The 15358-nt window shown below is 54.3% G+C and carries 14 protein-coding genes; 12 read left to right on the plus strand and 2 right to left on the minus strand.

Annotated elements, in window-relative coordinates; translation table 11 throughout:
- Nucleotides 1-225: 225 nt before the first annotated feature.
- From trbL to ACWHY3_RS05400, 12 genes are all read left to right on the plus strand, one after another.
- On the plus strand, nucleotides 226-1716 hold the full coding sequence (trbL, locus tag ACWHY3_RS05345; RefSeq protein WP_448127760.1) for a P-type conjugative transfer protein TrbL: 1491 nt from the start codon (nucleotides 226-228) through the stop codon (nucleotides 1714-1716).
- A 12-nt stretch (nucleotides 1717-1728) separates the two neighbouring features.
- Nucleotides 1729-1995 carry a hypothetical protein gene (locus ACWHY3_RS05350; protein WP_448127761.1) on the plus strand — a complete coding sequence of 89 codons (267 nt, stop codon included), beginning with the start codon at nucleotides 1729-1731 and terminating at the stop codon, nucleotides 1993-1995.
- A 67-nt stretch (nucleotides 1996-2062) separates the two neighbouring features.
- Nucleotides 2063-2263, plus strand: coding sequence for a hypothetical protein (locus ACWHY3_RS05355; RefSeq protein ID WP_222571759.1), 201 nt, complete (start codon nucleotides 2063-2065; stop codon nucleotides 2261-2263).
- A 151-nt stretch (nucleotides 2264-2414) separates the two neighbouring features.
- Nucleotides 2415-4805 (plus strand): DNA/RNA helicase domain-containing protein, encoded by a 2391-nt coding sequence (locus tag ACWHY3_RS05360; protein WP_448127762.1) that lies wholly within the window; start codon nucleotides 2415-2417, stop codon nucleotides 4803-4805.
- A gap of 107 nt (nucleotides 4806-4912) precedes the next feature.
- Nucleotides 4913-5269, plus strand: a complete 357-nt coding sequence (locus ACWHY3_RS05365; protein WP_043527825.1) for a nucleotide pyrophosphohydrolase — start codon at nucleotides 4913-4915, stop codon at nucleotides 5267-5269.
- Between the two features lie 220 nt (nucleotides 5270-5489).
- Nucleotides 5490-6266, plus strand: a complete 777-nt coding sequence (locus tag ACWHY3_RS05370; protein ID WP_448127763.1) for a type IV toxin-antitoxin system AbiEi family antitoxin domain-containing protein — start codon at nucleotides 5490-5492, stop codon at nucleotides 6264-6266.
- Nucleotides 6256-7176, plus strand: coding sequence for a nucleotidyl transferase AbiEii/AbiGii toxin family protein (locus ACWHY3_RS05375; RefSeq protein WP_448127764.1), 921 nt, complete (start codon nucleotides 6256-6258; stop codon nucleotides 7174-7176). The genes ACWHY3_RS05370 and ACWHY3_RS05375 overlap by 11 nt, the downstream gene beginning before the upstream one ends.
- A 100-nt stretch (nucleotides 7177-7276) precedes the next feature.
- Complete coding sequence (locus tag ACWHY3_RS05380) at nucleotides 7277-7852, plus strand: hypothetical protein (protein WP_448127765.1); 576 nt, start codon at nucleotides 7277-7279, stop codon at nucleotides 7850-7852.
- A 159-nt stretch (nucleotides 7853-8011) separates the two neighbouring features.
- Nucleotides 8012-8620: an AAA family ATPase gene (locus ACWHY3_RS05385; protein WP_448127766.1), complete on the plus strand. Its 609-nt coding sequence runs from the start codon at nucleotides 8012-8014 to the stop codon at nucleotides 8618-8620.
- Nucleotides 8595-9854 carry a hypothetical protein gene (locus ACWHY3_RS05390; RefSeq protein WP_448127767.1) on the plus strand — a complete coding sequence of 420 codons (1260 nt, stop codon included), beginning with the start codon at nucleotides 8595-8597 and terminating at the stop codon, nucleotides 9852-9854. Before ACWHY3_RS05385 ends, ACWHY3_RS05390 begins: the two co-directional genes overlap by 26 nt.
- Nucleotides 9851-10738: a sensor histidine kinase gene (locus tag ACWHY3_RS05395; protein ID WP_228168273.1), complete on the plus strand. Its 888-nt coding sequence runs from the start codon at nucleotides 9851-9853 to the stop codon at nucleotides 10736-10738. Before ACWHY3_RS05390 ends, ACWHY3_RS05395 begins: the two co-directional genes overlap by 4 nt.
- A complete protein-coding gene (locus ACWHY3_RS05400; RefSeq protein ID WP_448127768.1) occupies nucleotides 10735-11934 on the plus strand; it encodes a response regulator in 1200 nt (399 codons plus the stop codon). Before ACWHY3_RS05395 ends, ACWHY3_RS05400 begins: the two co-directional genes overlap by 4 nt.
- Nucleotides 11935-12086: 152 nt before the next feature.
- On the opposite strand, the gene ACWHY3_RS05405 is transcribed toward ACWHY3_RS05400, so the two are convergent.
- Together ACWHY3_RS05405 and ACWHY3_RS05410 are read right to left on the minus strand one after the other, a co-directional pair.
- Entirely contained in the window at nucleotides 12087-13514 is a 1428-nt protein-coding gene (locus ACWHY3_RS05405) for an IS1380 family transposase (RefSeq protein WP_332780460.1), read from the minus strand.
- An 816-nt stretch (nucleotides 13515-14330) separates the two neighbouring features.
- On the minus strand, nucleotides 14331-15329 hold the full coding sequence (locus ACWHY3_RS05410) for a tyrosine-type recombinase/integrase (RefSeq protein ID WP_448127769.1): 999 nt from the start codon (nucleotides 15327-15329) through the stop codon (nucleotides 14331-14333).
- Nucleotides 15330-15358: the final 29 nt, after the last annotated feature.

A 15358-nucleotide genomic window follows, 5' to 3' on the forward strand; every position in this document is an offset into this window, starting at 1 on the left:
GCGATGCCACCAGTCAGTACCTTCAGACCGCTCAATCAGCACCCTCGTGAATGAGGCGGGTTAACGCCTGGTCCTGATTTCGGGGACCACCTCACAGCGAGCTGAGCCGAGAATCGAACCGAAAAGCCTTTACCGAAGCCTGCCGATCTTTCGAGAAGGCCCAACGCATGCGGGAATGGGAGTTTGAACCCAGCTCCCCCGACAGATATTGAGGGAGGGCGTTGCATGAAACGATTCGTCTTTGGTGGTTTGGGCGTGATCGCCGTCGTCCTGCTGTCCGATACCGCAATGGCTCAGGAGCTATCCAGCAACAACATCATGGATGATGTGTTGGATCGCTTTCATTCCGCGGCATCAACGTGGGGGCCTGCCATAGAAGCGGCTGCCAGTCGGTTGTTCTGGACCCTGGTCGTGATCTCGATGGTTTGGACGTTCGGCATGATGGCACTGCGTAAGGCCGACATTGGTGAGTTCTTTGCCGAGCTTGTTCGTTTCACCATCTTTACAGGTTTTTTCTGGTGGTTGCTGACGAACGCGACTCAGGGCATGAACATCGCGGGAACCATTGTACAGTCATTGCAAACCCTTGGGGCACAAGCCGGTGGCCTCTCCAACAGCAATTTGGGGCCTTCCAGCATCCTCGATATCGGCTTTGAACTGTACGACCAAACGGTGAAGGCCACGTCAGAGTTGAGCTGGAAACAGTTTGCTACTGCGCTGGTGATGGAAGGTATGGCTTTGGCGGTATTGCTGGTGTTAGCGATCATTTCCGTCAACCTGCTTCTGCTTCTGGCTGCGAGTTGGATACTGCTCTATGCGGGAGTGTTTTTCCTGGGATTCGGTGGCTCTCGCTGGACCTCAGATATGGCGATCAACTATTACAAGGCCATTCTCGGCATAGCGGCTCAGTTGATGGCAATGGTGCTTCTGGTCGCTATCGGTAGAGAGTTCATTACTCACTATTACTCGCAGATGAGCGAGAACATGGCGTCCCAGGAGTTGGTCGTGATGCTGGTCGTTTCGGTGATCCTGCTATTTCTGGTTAACAAGATTCCACCGATGATTTCCGGCCTGGTGTCGGGTGGCAGCGTGGGAGCGATGGGCATCGGGTCATTCGGTGCCGGTGCTGCGGTAGGAGCAGCCATGACAGCGGCAGGTATGGCCCTCACGGCGGGCAAGATGGCTGGGAGCGCGATGTTGGGCGGTGCGGCGAATGCAGTAGGTGGCGGGTCAGCCATCAAGGCTGCCTTCGAGAAGGCCCAGTCCAATATGTCAGGATCAGACATGCCGAGCTTTGGCACTGGAGGTGACAGCAGCGGTGGTGGGAGTGGCAGCAGCTCCACCGGAGATGAAGCTGGCACCGGTGACACCCCATTTGCGCAGGCGGCCGGCTTCGCTGGTTCTGGCTCCCGATCTGGTGGCGGTAGCGGATTCAAGCGAGCAGCATCCTTGGGAGCTGGAACGGCTGGCGAGCTAGCTAAAGGAGTTGGGTCGAAGATGGCTGGGAAGTTCCAGAGCAAGGTTGATCAAACCGCTGGGGGCCGCATGGCGTCCTCGATCCGCGCGAGCATGGAGCCGGAAGAGGATAGTGAGGTCGCGGAAGCGGATGATTCTGCTCCCTCATTCGACAGTGACAGCCTGGGCGGTAGTGAGCACCAGCAGGACCGTAGCGACGAGATCGCTTGCTTTGTGAACCGTGGCCAGCAGGACACCTAAGGAGACCTCACGATGAAACAACGCCATTTTATGGTAGCCCTAGATATGCTCGACGACGGGCGGGAGGCCTACACAGAAGCCGATTTCGTACCTGCTGTCGAGCTATCGCTCGAGGGAGAGAGGAACCTTGGGGCAGAGATTGCCGCTTTCGTGAACCGTCCGGCCCACTCGGGCCGCGAGGAGGCACCACGCAGCACGCACACTAGCAACGATGTAGGAGCTGGAACCGGGAGAACCCCGTTTTCAGAGGCGGCGGGATTTTCCGATACTGGCTTCTGACATTATTGGAGTCATTGACCAGCGATAGCTCAGGCGGCCAATGGCCGCCTTTCCGCAAGGAGGGGACATGGGCGAACAATCACGCCGACAACAGCGTAAAGAGCTGGAAGGCAAGACCGTCGAGCAGGCCGGCGAGGCGCACGCAGAAAGCGGGGAGCCGGCGGTTCGGTGGCTGACTTCCGAAGAGCTGGATGAACTGCGGCGGGACATGAAAGAAGCATCTGCTTGGGCGCGGGCTGAACTGAAACGGCGAAAAACAGATAGTTAGGCTGGGCACCGAAGCCCGTATGCACAGACCCAAACTCTCTCAGCCTTTTAGTTCTGATCTGTGCTGTGGCAGCCGCTAGCGTGCATAATTGTCAAATGCATTCATGCTAAAAACCTATAACTAACTGACCGAAAAGGGAACTTTTGAGGGTATGCTGGTCTACAACGCCACCAAGCAGCAGTTCATCGACGATGTACGAGCCAACGTCATCACCGACGCCATCGAGAACGAGGTGGCACGCAGGCTGAACCGCAACTCGCCGCGCAGTGAGGTGACGTCGTGGGAGAACTCCCTACGCTTCATGATGAGCGTTCTGCTCGATGAGGGCATTCCCGCATCGGCGGGAGTGGCCATCGAGTACAACATTCCGCTGACTAATCGCCGTGTGGACTTCATCCTGACCGGCAAGAACCACCAGCGGGACGATGCGGCGGTCATCGTGGAACTGAAACAGTGGCAGTCCGTCGAGGTGACGAAGAAGGATGCCATCGTGCGCACCCAGTTGGGCGGCGGCGTACGCGAGACCAACCATCCGTCGTATCAGGCGTGGTCCTATGGCGCGCTGATCGAGGACTACAACGAGACGGTACGCTCCGAGTCGATCCGCCTGGTGCCCTGCGCCTACCTGCACAACATGAAGCAGGGGGACGCCATCAATGATCCCTTCTACGAGCACCACACGCGCCGTGCGCCGGTCTTCATCTCGCAGGATGCCTTGAAACTGTCGGCGTTTCTGAGCCAGCACATAAAGTACGGCGACAGCAACAACATCATGTATCGCATCGAGCACGGTGTGATCAAGCCGAGCAAGAACCTGGCGGATGCCCTGGCCTCGATGATGCAAGGCAACGCCGAGTTCCTGATGATCGACGACCAGAAGCTGGTCTATGAAACCGCCATCGATCTTGCGCATCGCGCGGCCAGCGGGAGCAAGCAGTGCCTGATCGTCAAGGGCGGGCCAGGCACCGGCAAGTCGGTGGTGGCCATCAACCTGCTGGTGGAGCTGACGAAGCGTGAGATGATGACGCAGTACGTCTCGCGTAACTCGGCCCCGCGTGAGGTCTTCAAGAAGAAGCTGACCGGCACGCGCAAGAAGACGCACATCGACAACCTGTTCAAGGGCTCGGGCAGCTACGTCAACGCCGAGCCGGATACCTTCCATGCGCTGATCGTCGATGAAGCGCACCGCCTGAACGAGAAGTCGGGCATGTATCAGAACCTGGGCGAGAGCCAGATCAAGGAGGTGATCGCCGCGTCACGCTTCTCGATCTTCTTCATCGATGAAGCGCAGCGCGTGACGCTGAAGGATGTGGGGACGGTCGAGGAGATCAGGCGACGAGCAGCAGAGTGCGGAGCCGACGTCCAAGAGCTTGAGTTGGCGTCGCAGTTTCGTTGCAACGGCTCGGATGGCTACCTGGCGTGGCTTGATCACGCACTCCAGGTTCGCACCACGGCCAACACCGACCTTGATGACATCGACTATGACTTCCAAGTCTTTGATGACCCGAGCGCGCTTCGCCGAGCCATTCTTGAGAAGAATCGTAAGGCCAACAAAGCACGTATGGTGGCGGGATACTGCTGGCCCTGGGCGAGCAAGAAGGACAGGCACGCCATGGACATCGTCTTTCCCGAGCATGGCTTCGCTGCCCAGTGGAACCTTAATGACGATGGCATGCTGTGGGCCATCGCTGATGAGTCAGTCGAGCAAGTAGGTTGCATCCATACCTGTCAGGGTCTGGAGTTCGACTACGTCGGCGTCATTATTGGGGACGACTTCGTAATTCGCGATGGGCGAGTGGTAACCGATGCTGGAAAAAGGGCAGGACAGGACCGCTCCGTTCATGGGTACAAGACGCTGCTCAAGGAAGAACCAGAGCGGGCGAAGGCTCTGGCGGACCAGATAATCAAGAATACCTATCGCACGCTGATGACGCGGGGTCAGAAGGGCTGTTACGTCTATGCCTCGGACCCCGAGACCCGCGAGTACTTCGCGGCCTTTACTCGAGCTCAAGCAGCGACCGAGCGACTGGATGCGTCTGAGGGTGCCGAGACGCTGGATGGCTTGCACCTTTCCGTCGTGACGCGTGATGAGGCAGTGCCGTTCGAGCGCCATGTGCCCGTGTACGATTTGAGCATCGCCGCCGGCGAGTTCAGCGAGATGCAGATCGCTGAAGCCGAGCACTGGGTCGAGCTGCCGGAATTCATGCGCGCGAGCCCCGATCTGTTCGTCAGCCGGGTGGTGGGGGAGTCGATGAACCGGCGCATTCCCAACGGCGCCTGGTGTCTGTTTCGTGCCAACCCTGGCGGCACACGGCAAGGTAAGGTCGTCGTGGTGCAGCATCGAGCCATCGAGGACCCGGACTACGGCGGCAGCTTCACGATCAAGCTATACCAGAGCGAGAAGATCGAGGAATACGGCGAGTTCGTGAACCAGCGCATCGTGCTCAAGCCCCTGACCAACGCCTTCGGCTACAAGGACATCGTGCTCGAGGACGAGCTTGAGGATCTGAAGGTCATCGGCGAATTCCTCTCCGTGCTGTGAGCGAGTGGGCGGCCGAGTGGCCGCCTATGCCGATGTTGACTGGATAGCGAGCGGCATAGCAGGCATGCTCACCGCTATCCGATACCGCATAACCAGGTGAGCCCTAGATGTCAGACCCGTTCAAGCAGCTCCGTGACGCCATGGACCAGTTCGCCACCGAGCGCGACTGGGACCAGTTCCACTCGCCCAAGAACCTGGCCATGGCGCTGACGGTGGAAGCAGCAGAGCTGCAGGAGTGCTTTCAGTGGCTGACCGAGGCGCAGTCCAGGGAGCTGGATGAGCAGCAACTGGCCGCCGTGCGTGATGAAATTGCCGATGTTCAGCTCTATCTGATCCGGCTGGCGGGCAAGCTGGATGTGGATATCGAAGCGGCATGCCGGGCGAAGATGGAGAAGAATGCCGAGAAATATCCCGCCGACCAGGTGAAGGGGAGTGCAAAGAAGTACACGCACTACCAAGACTGACGTGATGTGTGGCCGCTTTGTCCCCTGCAGTGACCTTCTCTGCCTGGCTTCTGCCCTCAAGCTTCCTCCCGCTAAATTTGGGCTCAAGCCGGGCCGGAGACTCAGCTTTCGGTTTATATTCTGTTGTAGAATCGGCCCTGAATGGCGATTTTGTGCTTGAAGATAAACCAGCGTGGTTTATTCTTCACTCTGAAGACGGAATTTAAGGCCGCTTTTTGACGTGAAAATAAACCAGCTGCTGCACAAGATCCCGTATGGCGCCGTCGTTACGACCGCCTGGCTGGCATCACACGGCGTCACCTCAGATCAGGCGCGTAAGCTGGCCGGCAGTGGCTGGCTGCAACGCGTGGGGCACGGCGTCTACTGCCAAGCGGGAGAGCCTCTTACCTGGGAGAGCGCTGTTTTCGCCCTGCAGGCGAGCGACGACACGGGAATACCACCGCTTTGGCCGGGTGGCCAGACAGCCCTGGCACTGCATGGCTTTGCCCACTATCTGCCCATGGGTGAGCGCACGACGCACCTGTATGGCAAGGAGGCCACTCGGCTGCCCCGGTGGTTGAGTGGCGCCGAGTGGGCAGGGCGGATGGTGCTCCACTCGGAAAAGGGCCTGCCAGTGCAGCTTCCCGGCAGCTTCACGGACTACGTGCCGGCTAGCAGGGCCTTCAGCTTGCAGGTATCGACCCCCGAGCGAGCGGTGCTGGAGTGGATCGCCGTGACGCCGAATGAGCTGCTGTTCAACAGTGAGCTGGTGGACACCTTCGGTGGGCTCAATACGCTGCGTCCGCGTCGGCTGCAGGCATTGCTGGAGGGGTGCCGTTCGGTGAGAACCAAGCGGGCCTTCCTGGTACTGGCTCGCCACGCCGGGCATGCCTGGTATGCTCGCCTGGAACCACGTCGACTGGACCTCGGCAAAGGCAAGCGGCAGCTCTGCCAGGGCGGCAAGCTGGATAGGGAATATCACGTGACGGTGCCGGAGGCGTTCCTGCATGCCGATTGAAGCTCGCTACCACGAACAGGTCAGGCTGTTGGTCTCGCTGCTGCCTTTCCTCAATGACGAGCCGTGCTTCGCCCTGAAGGGCGGTACGGCCATCAACCTCTTCGTGCAGCCATTACCCCGCCTATCGGTCGATATCGACCTGGCCTACTTGCCGCTGGAGCCCCGTGACGAGGCACTGCGACGCTGTCGCGAGGCGCTGCAGCGCCTCGCAGTGTCCTTCAGCGCTCGGCTGCCAGGCGTACGCGCCGAGCTTCAGTATAATCGCCGAGACGAGCTGAGAATCCTGGTGCGCCGAGGGCGTAGCCAGGTGAAGGTGGAGGTGTCGCCGGTACTACGTGGCACTCTGCACCCGACCCAGGAGCGCGATGTCGTTGAAGCCGTTGAGGACGAGTACGGCTTTGCGGCGGTGCAGGTGGTGTCGCTGCCGGACCTGTATGGCGGCAAGATCTGCGCCGCGCTGGACCGCCAGCACCCCCGGGACCATTTCGATGTAAAGCTGCTGCTGAACCAGGGCGGCCTGGATCGAAGCGTATTCGAAGGCTTCCTGGTCTATCTGCTGGGGCATCCCAGGCCCTTGAATGAAGTGATCAATCCGCGACTGAAACCACTGGATGACGTCTACCGACAGGAGTTTGTCGGGATGGCCAGGGTTGACCTTCCGTTGCAGGAGTTGGAGAGCGTCCGTGAGGAGTTGCTGTTACGGCTGGGGCAGCTAATGACCGATGAGGATGTTCGCTTCCTGCTGTCCTTCAAGCAGGGAGCGCCTGACTGGGCGCTACTTCCGCTGCAGGGCGTTGATCGGCTGCCAGCCGTGCGCTGGAAGCTCGCCAATATCCAGAAGATGGGGGCTGACAAGCACCGTCAGTCACTGGAGCTATTGGAGCAGGCCTTGGGCAAGCTTCGCCAATGATGCGGCGTGCCCTGGCGGTTTAACGGCCTAAGTCGACTTCTCCTTATATCCTTTAAGCGCTAGGCTGTTACGCATAATTACGCCAGGCGCAGGGCATGACATGGCGAACAGCAGGGAAGCTCAGTTCCAGCGGGACATCATCGAAGCGATGACGACCCGCGGTTGGAGGGCCGGTACGGCCGGCGGCTACGACCGTAAGGGGAGGTACGTCAGCGAGCTGGAGCTGACCCACTACCGCCTCACCAAGCGCGAGGAGAAGCGCCTGCAGCTCGAAGAGGCCGATGGCGACTACGGCCTCACCCCGGTCAGCGAGGTGGGCTCAGGTAAGCCCCATGATCCCGAGAAGCAGCGCCTGGCCGAGATCATCGACCGACTCAACGATTTGTACGGCGCCGAGGTCAGCGACGACGACAAGCTGCACTTCGCCAACGGCATCGCCGACCGCATCGAACGCGACGAAGCCGTCACGGCCCAGGTCCACGCACACAGCGAAGACCAAGTGATGCACGGCCTCTTCCCCAAGAAGGTCACCGACGCCGTGCTCGACGCCCTTAGCGACCACGAGAAGCTCAGCATGCCGCTGCTGGAGGACGAGGAAACGGGAAGGCAGTTTGCACTGTTGATCCTGAAGCTATTGACAGGGAGATCGGGGCGGGATGTTCAGCCAAGCAGGTAATCGATCGGCCTTACTGTGTGGCTATGAGTTCTCTGGATCCTTTAATCGTCAAATTGGTGAAGCTTCCGTTATTGGGGCGTGTTTGTAATAATTCGGAAGGTTCGTGTTTTTTAGCTTTCTGCTCTAATTAGGTTCTTGTTTAAAAAAGGAGTTAGTGATTTGTATATAAAAAGAGTGCAGATAGATGAGGGTTTTTTGGATGGGGTTGACGCTTCTTTCTCATCTGGTCTCAATGTTATTATTGGGGCAAGGGGTACTGGGAAAACGTCTCTTATCGAGCTTATTCGATATTGCTTAGATGTAAAAAGTTATACAAACGAGACAGGTAAGAAAAGCCGGGAGCATGCCCTCTCAGTCTTGGGTGGGGGGCAAGTTACTGTTACGCTCAGCGATGAAAATGAAGAAATAAAGGTGACTCGGGGGGGTGATGATGAGCTGCCAAGATTTTCATCCGCCTATGTTAAGCCAATAATTTTTTCACAGACTGAAATCGAGAGTGTGGGATTGAAGCCTAATGGAAGGTTGCAGCTTTTAGATAGCTTTGCCCAGCAGAGAAAGAACACGAGCTCGAAAGAAAAAGAAATTGTCGCGTATGTTAAGTCTCTTACATTCGAGGCCAATAGTCTTAGAAAAGAAATTGAGGGTTTTGACGATAAGCTGAGCAGCTTGCCTATAATAGAAAAAGAAATTGAAGAGCTGTCGCCCCAAGAAAAACAAGTTTCAGCTCTTTTAGAGCAAGCGGGTGTTAAAAAAAAGTTCGCTCAATAATTTGTCAGAAAAGATTGCCGCCGCGTCTGTAGAAGTAGATCGTCTTCAGCGATTTAGAAAGGCATTGAAAGTTTGGGAGTCAAGCTTAGTTAAAGCTCATCAGGATAGTGCTGAAGAAAAAGATTGGGGAGATGATAAGGAATTTGACCCTCTCGCTAAAGCCAAGAGACATGTACAGAAAGCTCATGCAGGCATTGAATCCTCTCTCAAAGAAATAGCGAGCGCAACAAAAGAAGTAGAGAAACTTATTGAGGTTCACGAACAGGAAAAGATTGAGCTGGAAGGACAGTCAAGAGAGCTTAGGAAAGAGATCGAGAGGCTTCAGGAAGGGGCTGGAGCAGTTGCAAGAAAAGGGCAACAGTTGAGGGAGAAAAAAGCTCAGCTAGAGTCCTTAAAAGAGCTGTCAGTGATGCGGAAGCAGCAGCTTAAAAATTTGTTGGAAGTTAGAAATAAGAAGCTTGATGAGTTAGATGAAGCAAGAGAAGAACGATTCAATGCTAGACTTGAGGCAGCCCATAAGCTGAACCAAGTGCTTGGCCCAAGGATAAAGATCGAGGTCACAAGAGCTGGACAGTATGATGATTTTAATTCCGAGATTTCAGAAGCTTTAAGGGGCAGCGGCTTGCGTTACAATGATTTGGCCCCTCTGTTAGCTGAAAGTATTAGTCCTCGCGAGCTTCTAGAAGTGGTTGAAGCGTATGATTATGACGCTTTAGCTAAGTGGACAGGGATAAGCAAAGATAGAGCAGGAAGGGTTATAAACCAATTAGGACAGGTTGATCTAGGAGCACTTTCAGTTACACCTGTTGAGGATTTTGTGGAATTTAAGCTTTTAGATGGTGCTGATTACAAAGATATACTAGAACTTTCGACTGGTCAGCGTTGTACTGTGATTCTACCGCTTGTTCTACAACACACAGATAGGCTTTTAATAGTAGATCAACCAGAAGATCATATTGATAACGCTTTTATAGCAGAGACCCTTATAAAGTCAGTGCTGTCCAGAGATAAGGCAAGCCAGATCGTATTCTCAACTCATAATGCAAACATACCGGTGCTAGGGGATGCTGATCAGGTTGTGCAGATGGGATCTGATGGTAAGCGGGGGTTCTTAATTGCATCCTCTGGGTTGCAAGATCCCAAAGTTGTTAATGCTATTACGACGGTGATGGAAGGTGGTGAAAAGGCCTTTAGCCAGCGTGCTGAGTTCTACAACAAGCATAAATATTTATGACTAAAGAAGAAGCGATAAAGTTGTTAGATACAGGGTCTTCTCATGAAAGACTCAAGGCAGCTCGATTTTTGGCGGACAATCCAGAAATAGAGAATATCATAGCTTTAAGAAAAGCAAGAAGAAAAGAGACTGTGTCTTATGTGAAGAAAGGTATTAACCTTGCGATTGATAAGTTGGATAATATGCCAGCCGAGCAGGCGGTTAATGAAGGTGACGAGACTAGTGTTTCACAGGAAGTTAAAAAACAGATAAAAAGTCAAGCTATAGAATGGATAGCTGGTTTGCTGTTGCATGAAATAGCATCACCAATAGGGCTGGTAAAAAGATCAGCTGCTAGAGAAATCGATAACTATAAAGAATCTTCAACGAAAGCTCATCTCGATAATGTTTCAAATATATTTGAGGCTATTGAGCAGCTGAAGAGTGCAAGTGCCACGCCAAAAATACAAAATTTCGATTTTTTCGAAGTTCTAAACGGAGTCGTTGAAGAAGAGGTTGAGAAAAAGGGGGGAGGGGCTCCGTCACTTGTCGGACCTAGGCCTATGATGATTTTGAGTGACCCTACATTAGTTAGGTTAGCTGTCTCAAATGGGATAAGAAATGCTATTGAGGCTGTTAATTCTCTAGGTGATGAAAGAGCACACCCAGTTACTATCAATTGGGGCGAAACAGATGTCGACTACTGGGTTTCAGTCATTGATGAGGGCCCTGGGCTTTCTGGCCCAATGCAAGCAGCCTTTGAGATTGGTAGAACAAACAAGAAAAACCATAGCGGGTTTGGTCTGGCTATAGCTAGGCAAGCTATGGAAAGCCTCAATGGGGAAGTGTCACTAGAGCCAGGTGCGAATGGTGGGGCTCGTTATGAAGCAAGGTGGGAAAAATGACTATGCATCTCTTAATTGTCGAGGATGATGTCGGCTTTGTTGATGAAATAAAGCAAGTTATCGAAGATCTTCAGGTAGATGTGAACTGCTTTTTTGCGAAAAGCAGGGATGAAGCTTATTCTGTTATCGATGAAAAGTATTTAGATTACGTCATCTTGGATTTAAAAATTCCAACAAAGAATGAGGCTTTAGATGAGGAGCCTGAACATGGGCTGAGTGTTTTTACTAGATCGAGAAGTGCACTTCCTGGGGTTCCGATATTGGTTTTGACTGGTTCATCTGCTGAGAACTTTATTCCAATAATGCTTAATGAGCAGCAGCAAGTTGATATTTGGAGTCAAGGTCAAACGTTTGGGACAGTAGATTTTTTAAAAAAAATAGATTTCGAAAAACTTCCTGAAAAAATACAGGTTGTTTATCAGGCTATAGATAGTCTATCTGAGGTAGAGGTAGACAGAGGAACGGTTGCTCTAAGTTTAGCTGAGCAGAGAATTCTGAGGATTTTTGCAAAAAAATTTGGAGGAGTTTTTTGCAAAATAATACAGCTTGGTGGAGGGTTGTCGGGAGCAAAAGTCTTGCGTGTTAAGGTTACCGATACCAGTGGGGCATTAATACATAATGCTGTTGCTAAGATTGGTTCCATGGCAGAAATACAAGATGAAGCCAGAAGGTTTGATATCCATGTTTCAAGGCTTAGGCCAGAGGCGACGCCAAGGAAGCTGGCAACAATCGAGTTTGGTGGAGGCGCACTAGCTGGGGTTTTTTATGGTCTGGCCGATGGGTACGATAAATCTGTTTTAGACGTTCTTCAGGACGCTCCACAGTTCTCTGATAAGGTTGTAGAAGCTATAAAGAATACTACTCGCCAATGGGGCGAGGGAGTACCTAGTACTAGGCGGAATATATCAGAAATACGCAGAAGACTTCTGTCAGACAGGACTTATGAGAAATTAAAAGATGGCTATGACTTGTCTTTTCTTCGGCGGATGGAAAATCGGGAGTATCAAGTAAGATGGCCTTGTGTTCATGGAGATTTGCATGTTTACAACTCTCTCATATCTGATTTTGACTCTGCCGTTTTAATAGATTACGGAGATGTTGAGTATGGTCCTGCCAGCTTGGATCCCTTAACCCCGCATTATTCACCAGGAGCTCGAGGTGGGCTTCTGGCGAACAGGTTGGTACCTACGGCCTGACTTGAGCGCTGCCAGGCACCTCTGATTATGCTGTTTGGTTCTTGCCGATGTGCCTACTTATCACCACATGGCACTTTCTATGATGGGGGACGCAGGAAGAGCCCTCGGCTGTTTTCTGCCGATCGTGGTGAGGTGTTGCGCTGGGCCGGTGACTACTCCAATGGTGCAAGCTGGGGAAGACCGCGCAATAGCGTCGGCCACCATTTGTCGGCCGCGGCGCCGAGGTGCACCGTCACCCGCCGTGCATGGACGGTGAGCGTGGCCGCGACCTTGAGCACCTGTTCGCGCACCCGCATCAGGCTCCAGCCCTGGCGGGTTTGCCGCTCCAGCAGACAACGCAGGCCATGCAGCAGCTCGTAGGCATACAGGCTCAGCAGCAGGCTGACCTGATTTCGGGCCATCACCTGCTGCACCGTGGAGGCGCCGCGATCCGTCGAGGACAAGTGGACATTGAGCGCCGATTTCAGCTCGCCCATGTGGGCCTCGGCCTTGCCACGTTTGCGGTACAGGGCCAGCACTTTCTCCGCTGGATAATCGAGCTTGCTGAGGTTGGTCACCAGGAAAAAGCTGTGCAGCAGCAGGTCGTCGGGGTTCTCCTGCACCACCAGCACGACGCGCCGTGGTGACGTCCAGGAGCCGGCCTGGTAGTCGAGATCATGGCACCACTCGCGAGACGTCTCAGGCCGCCGACCGCGAGGCCGCTTGAGATAAGGCTCGGCCTGCGTCTGCAGTACCGAGTTGCTTTTCAAACGGCCCAGATAATCGATCTCCCGCGCGTCCATGGCCTCCAGTGTCGCGTTGTCGGTGAAGCCGGCATCCAGGCGGACAAGGACCTGGTCAATCGCCAGGTTCAGACCTTCCGCCAGGCGCTGAACCAGGTGGGGGATCCAGGTATCGGCCTCCTCGGCCGGGCCGGCATTGCCCTCGCGCAGCAGGCCACCCACCAGGTCGCCGGTCTCGGCGAGGGAGGCGATCAGCGGCGAGTAGATCCGGCTGCCCACATGGCCGTGGTAGGCCGAGCCGCTCTGATGGCCGAACACCTCAATCGGCAGCCCATCGATGTCCAGGGTCACATGACGGGGCCGCTGGATCCACGGCAGCGAGCGCCATCGCCAGATGGCCAGGCGCAGCAGGCCTTCGTGGACGGTATCGATGTTGGCATCCGTGCCCAGGCAGTTGAGCAATCGCGACAGCGTCGCCTGGGACGGACGCGCCTCGTCCAGCGGCGTCAGGCCGCGTGCATCGCTGCACACCAGGTGCCAAAGCGGGTCGTGACGCAGCGTGGCGGTATCACTCAGGTCGATCCAACCCATAGCACGCTGCAAAACGACGGTACGCAACTGGCTCGCCAGCGAATGACGGATGCGTAGCGGGTTTCGGGAATCGACCAAGTGGTGGTCAAGTGCGGCCATGACACCGCTGCGATCGAGGGCTTCGCGAAGTACCAGCGCCCCGGCATCACTGCTGGTGGCATGGCCGCTGAGCTGGACACGTACGGAGCCATTGAAGGAGGGTGTCATGGGGGATACAGTTTCACCCATAGCGGATGGTCCTCTGGAATCAGGTTCTTGGCGGAACACACTGATTTCTCTAGAGAATACCATCCGCTATCTTTATTTCGAGCCCTCCGTCATGAATATCCCGGGTTAACGCTCGAGTTGAGTTTGATTTTTCATCCTGAAACCATCTTGGATGCTTCCTGGCCAACTATACGACAAGCCAGGTTGTGGGGTGATCTGGATGCATATTTAGAAGATTGCCCTTACGAGGTCTATGTTCGTAGTTGTCGGAGATGGGCAGAAGAAGTCTCTGCAGGGAAGAGAGAAATATTAGTGGTTGCATACTCATACCTGCTAAGGCAGCTGAAGTATGAAGACACTAACAAGGAATTGGCTCTTGCATTACTTGATGGGGTTATGAAGTCGTTTGAGAAAACTTGAGATCAATAGAAAGCATCGGAAGTGTGTTTTTATATAACCTTGTGTTTTAAAGCGATTCGGGGATAACTTGTTTGGAGGCTAATTTTACATTAAAACTCTTCATGGCTGCACAGTATATAGTGTAGCCATTTAGGGTTATGACAAGCTCGTATAAGAACACGATATGCTCGAGATTGAGCTGCCATAGAGTTTGGAGTTTCCGCTGATTTTCGATCTGGTGCTCATCGCCTATCAAGGTACTCTCTAGGTACACACACCAGCTTCGTGTGCTATCCTCAACCTTCGCTAAGCTACTGATTCCAAAGAACTGTACCTTTCGCTCGATTACGGTTGCTTTTCCTTGTGTGTCAGTAACTTATTGTTTTAAAAACGAACTCATAATCCCTTGGTCGTAGGTTCAAGTCCTACTGGGCCCACCACTAAATCAGTGGCTTACGGGATTATTCGACAGCGGTCTCAGTGCTTGGTTGCGGTTTGGTTGCTGATCTTCGGCAACCGGGTCATGACACCATCCCATCGAGCGGGATCTGCGTGCGCGTAGCGACTGGTCACTACGAGAGACGAATGCCCCAACAGATCCCTAATGCTTGTCAGAGCTTCCCCCTTGCTCGCGAGCAGGGATGCATAACAGTGTCGCAAGTCGTGGAAGCGGATCTCAGGGCGATCAATCCTCTCTCTGGCTTTCTCGAATGCTCCACGGACTCTGTCTCCTGTCGTATCGAACGGCAGACTTTCCACCAGCGGTAAAGCCTCCTCTGTTAGAGGAATGACCCTCGGTTTCCCGCTTTTCGTCTGATTGGGCCTGAGAACGACGCGGCCATTATGGACATTCCCTGGCTCCAGCCCTAGCAGCTCTCCTCGTCTCATACCCGTCAGCATTGCCAGCAAGATCACCCTCCGTTCGACCCTGTAACGCTCTGGCACTGCCTCAAGCAGTTCGGCGAGTTCTACTTCAGTCAGGTAGATATGTCTCTCGTTCTTGGGAGACGGCTTGCGTAGCTTGCCGTCGAGCGGCAGGTCAATCCAATCCCATTCGCGATAGGCAAGGGATAGCACACGCTTGATCACCTGAATTCGATTGTTGATGGTCGATTGCGCTAGTCCCTTCTCCTTGAGTGCTTTTTGCATCCTACGCGCTGCGTCCAGTAGCTCCTGTCCGATTATCACGCCGGGAGCGTGGTCATCCATCCATCTTGCTACCAGCAGGATGTGCTGCTTTTGAGAGCGAACGTCGTACTCTTCGACCATTCGCTCCAGCCCTTCGGAAAAGGTGAATTTGGGCTTGCGGCCCATGACGCCGTTGAATTCATCCTCCCGGCGCTGAGCCTCCGCTTTCAGCGCATACTGTCTTGCCTCTCCTTCTGTGCGAAAAGTTCGTTGAGCGCGCTGACCGTCGATCGTGCACCGGACGACCCACGTATCGCGATCTTTCCGGTGCGAGACTGTGTATCCCATTTCCGATCCTCCTTCCGCTGAGGACCGCG

The organism is Salinicola sp. NYA28a (genome assembly GCF_976982775.1).

Excerpts from the sequence above, each read along its gene's own strand:
- trbL (WP_448127760.1), top strand. The coding sequence starts at position 226 with ATGAAACGATTCGTCTTTGGTGGTTTGGGCGTGATCGCCGTCGTCCTG.
- ACWHY3_RS05350 (WP_448127761.1), top strand. The coding sequence starts at position 1,729 with ATGAAACAACGCCATTTTATGGTAGCCCTAGATATGCTCGACGACGGG.
- ACWHY3_RS05355 (WP_222571759.1), top strand. The coding sequence starts at position 2,063 with ATGGGCGAACAATCACGCCGACAACAGCGTAAAGAGCTGGAAGGCAAG.
- ACWHY3_RS05360 (WP_448127762.1), top strand. The coding sequence starts at position 2,415 with ATGCTGGTCTACAACGCCACCAAGCAGCAGTTCATCGACGATGTACGA.
- ACWHY3_RS05365 (WP_043527825.1), top strand. The coding sequence starts at position 4,913 with ATGTCAGACCCGTTCAAGCAGCTCCGTGACGCCATGGACCAGTTCGCC.
- ACWHY3_RS05375 (WP_448127764.1), top strand. The coding sequence starts at position 6,256 with ATGCCGATTGAAGCTCGCTACCACGAACAGGTCAGGCTGTTGGTCTCG.
- ACWHY3_RS05380 (WP_448127765.1), top strand. The coding sequence starts at position 7,277 with ATGGCGAACAGCAGGGAAGCTCAGTTCCAGCGGGACATCATCGAAGCG.
- ACWHY3_RS05395 (WP_228168273.1), top strand. The coding sequence starts at position 9,851 with ATGACTAAAGAAGAAGCGATAAAGTTGTTAGATACAGGGTCTTCTCAT.
- ACWHY3_RS05400 (WP_448127768.1), top strand. The coding sequence starts at position 10,735 with ATGACTATGCATCTCTTAATTGTCGAGGATGATGTCGGCTTTGTTGAT.
- ACWHY3_RS05410 (WP_448127769.1), bottom strand. The coding sequence starts at position 15,329 with ATGGGATACACAGTCTCGCACCGGAAAGATCGCGATACGTGGGTCGTC.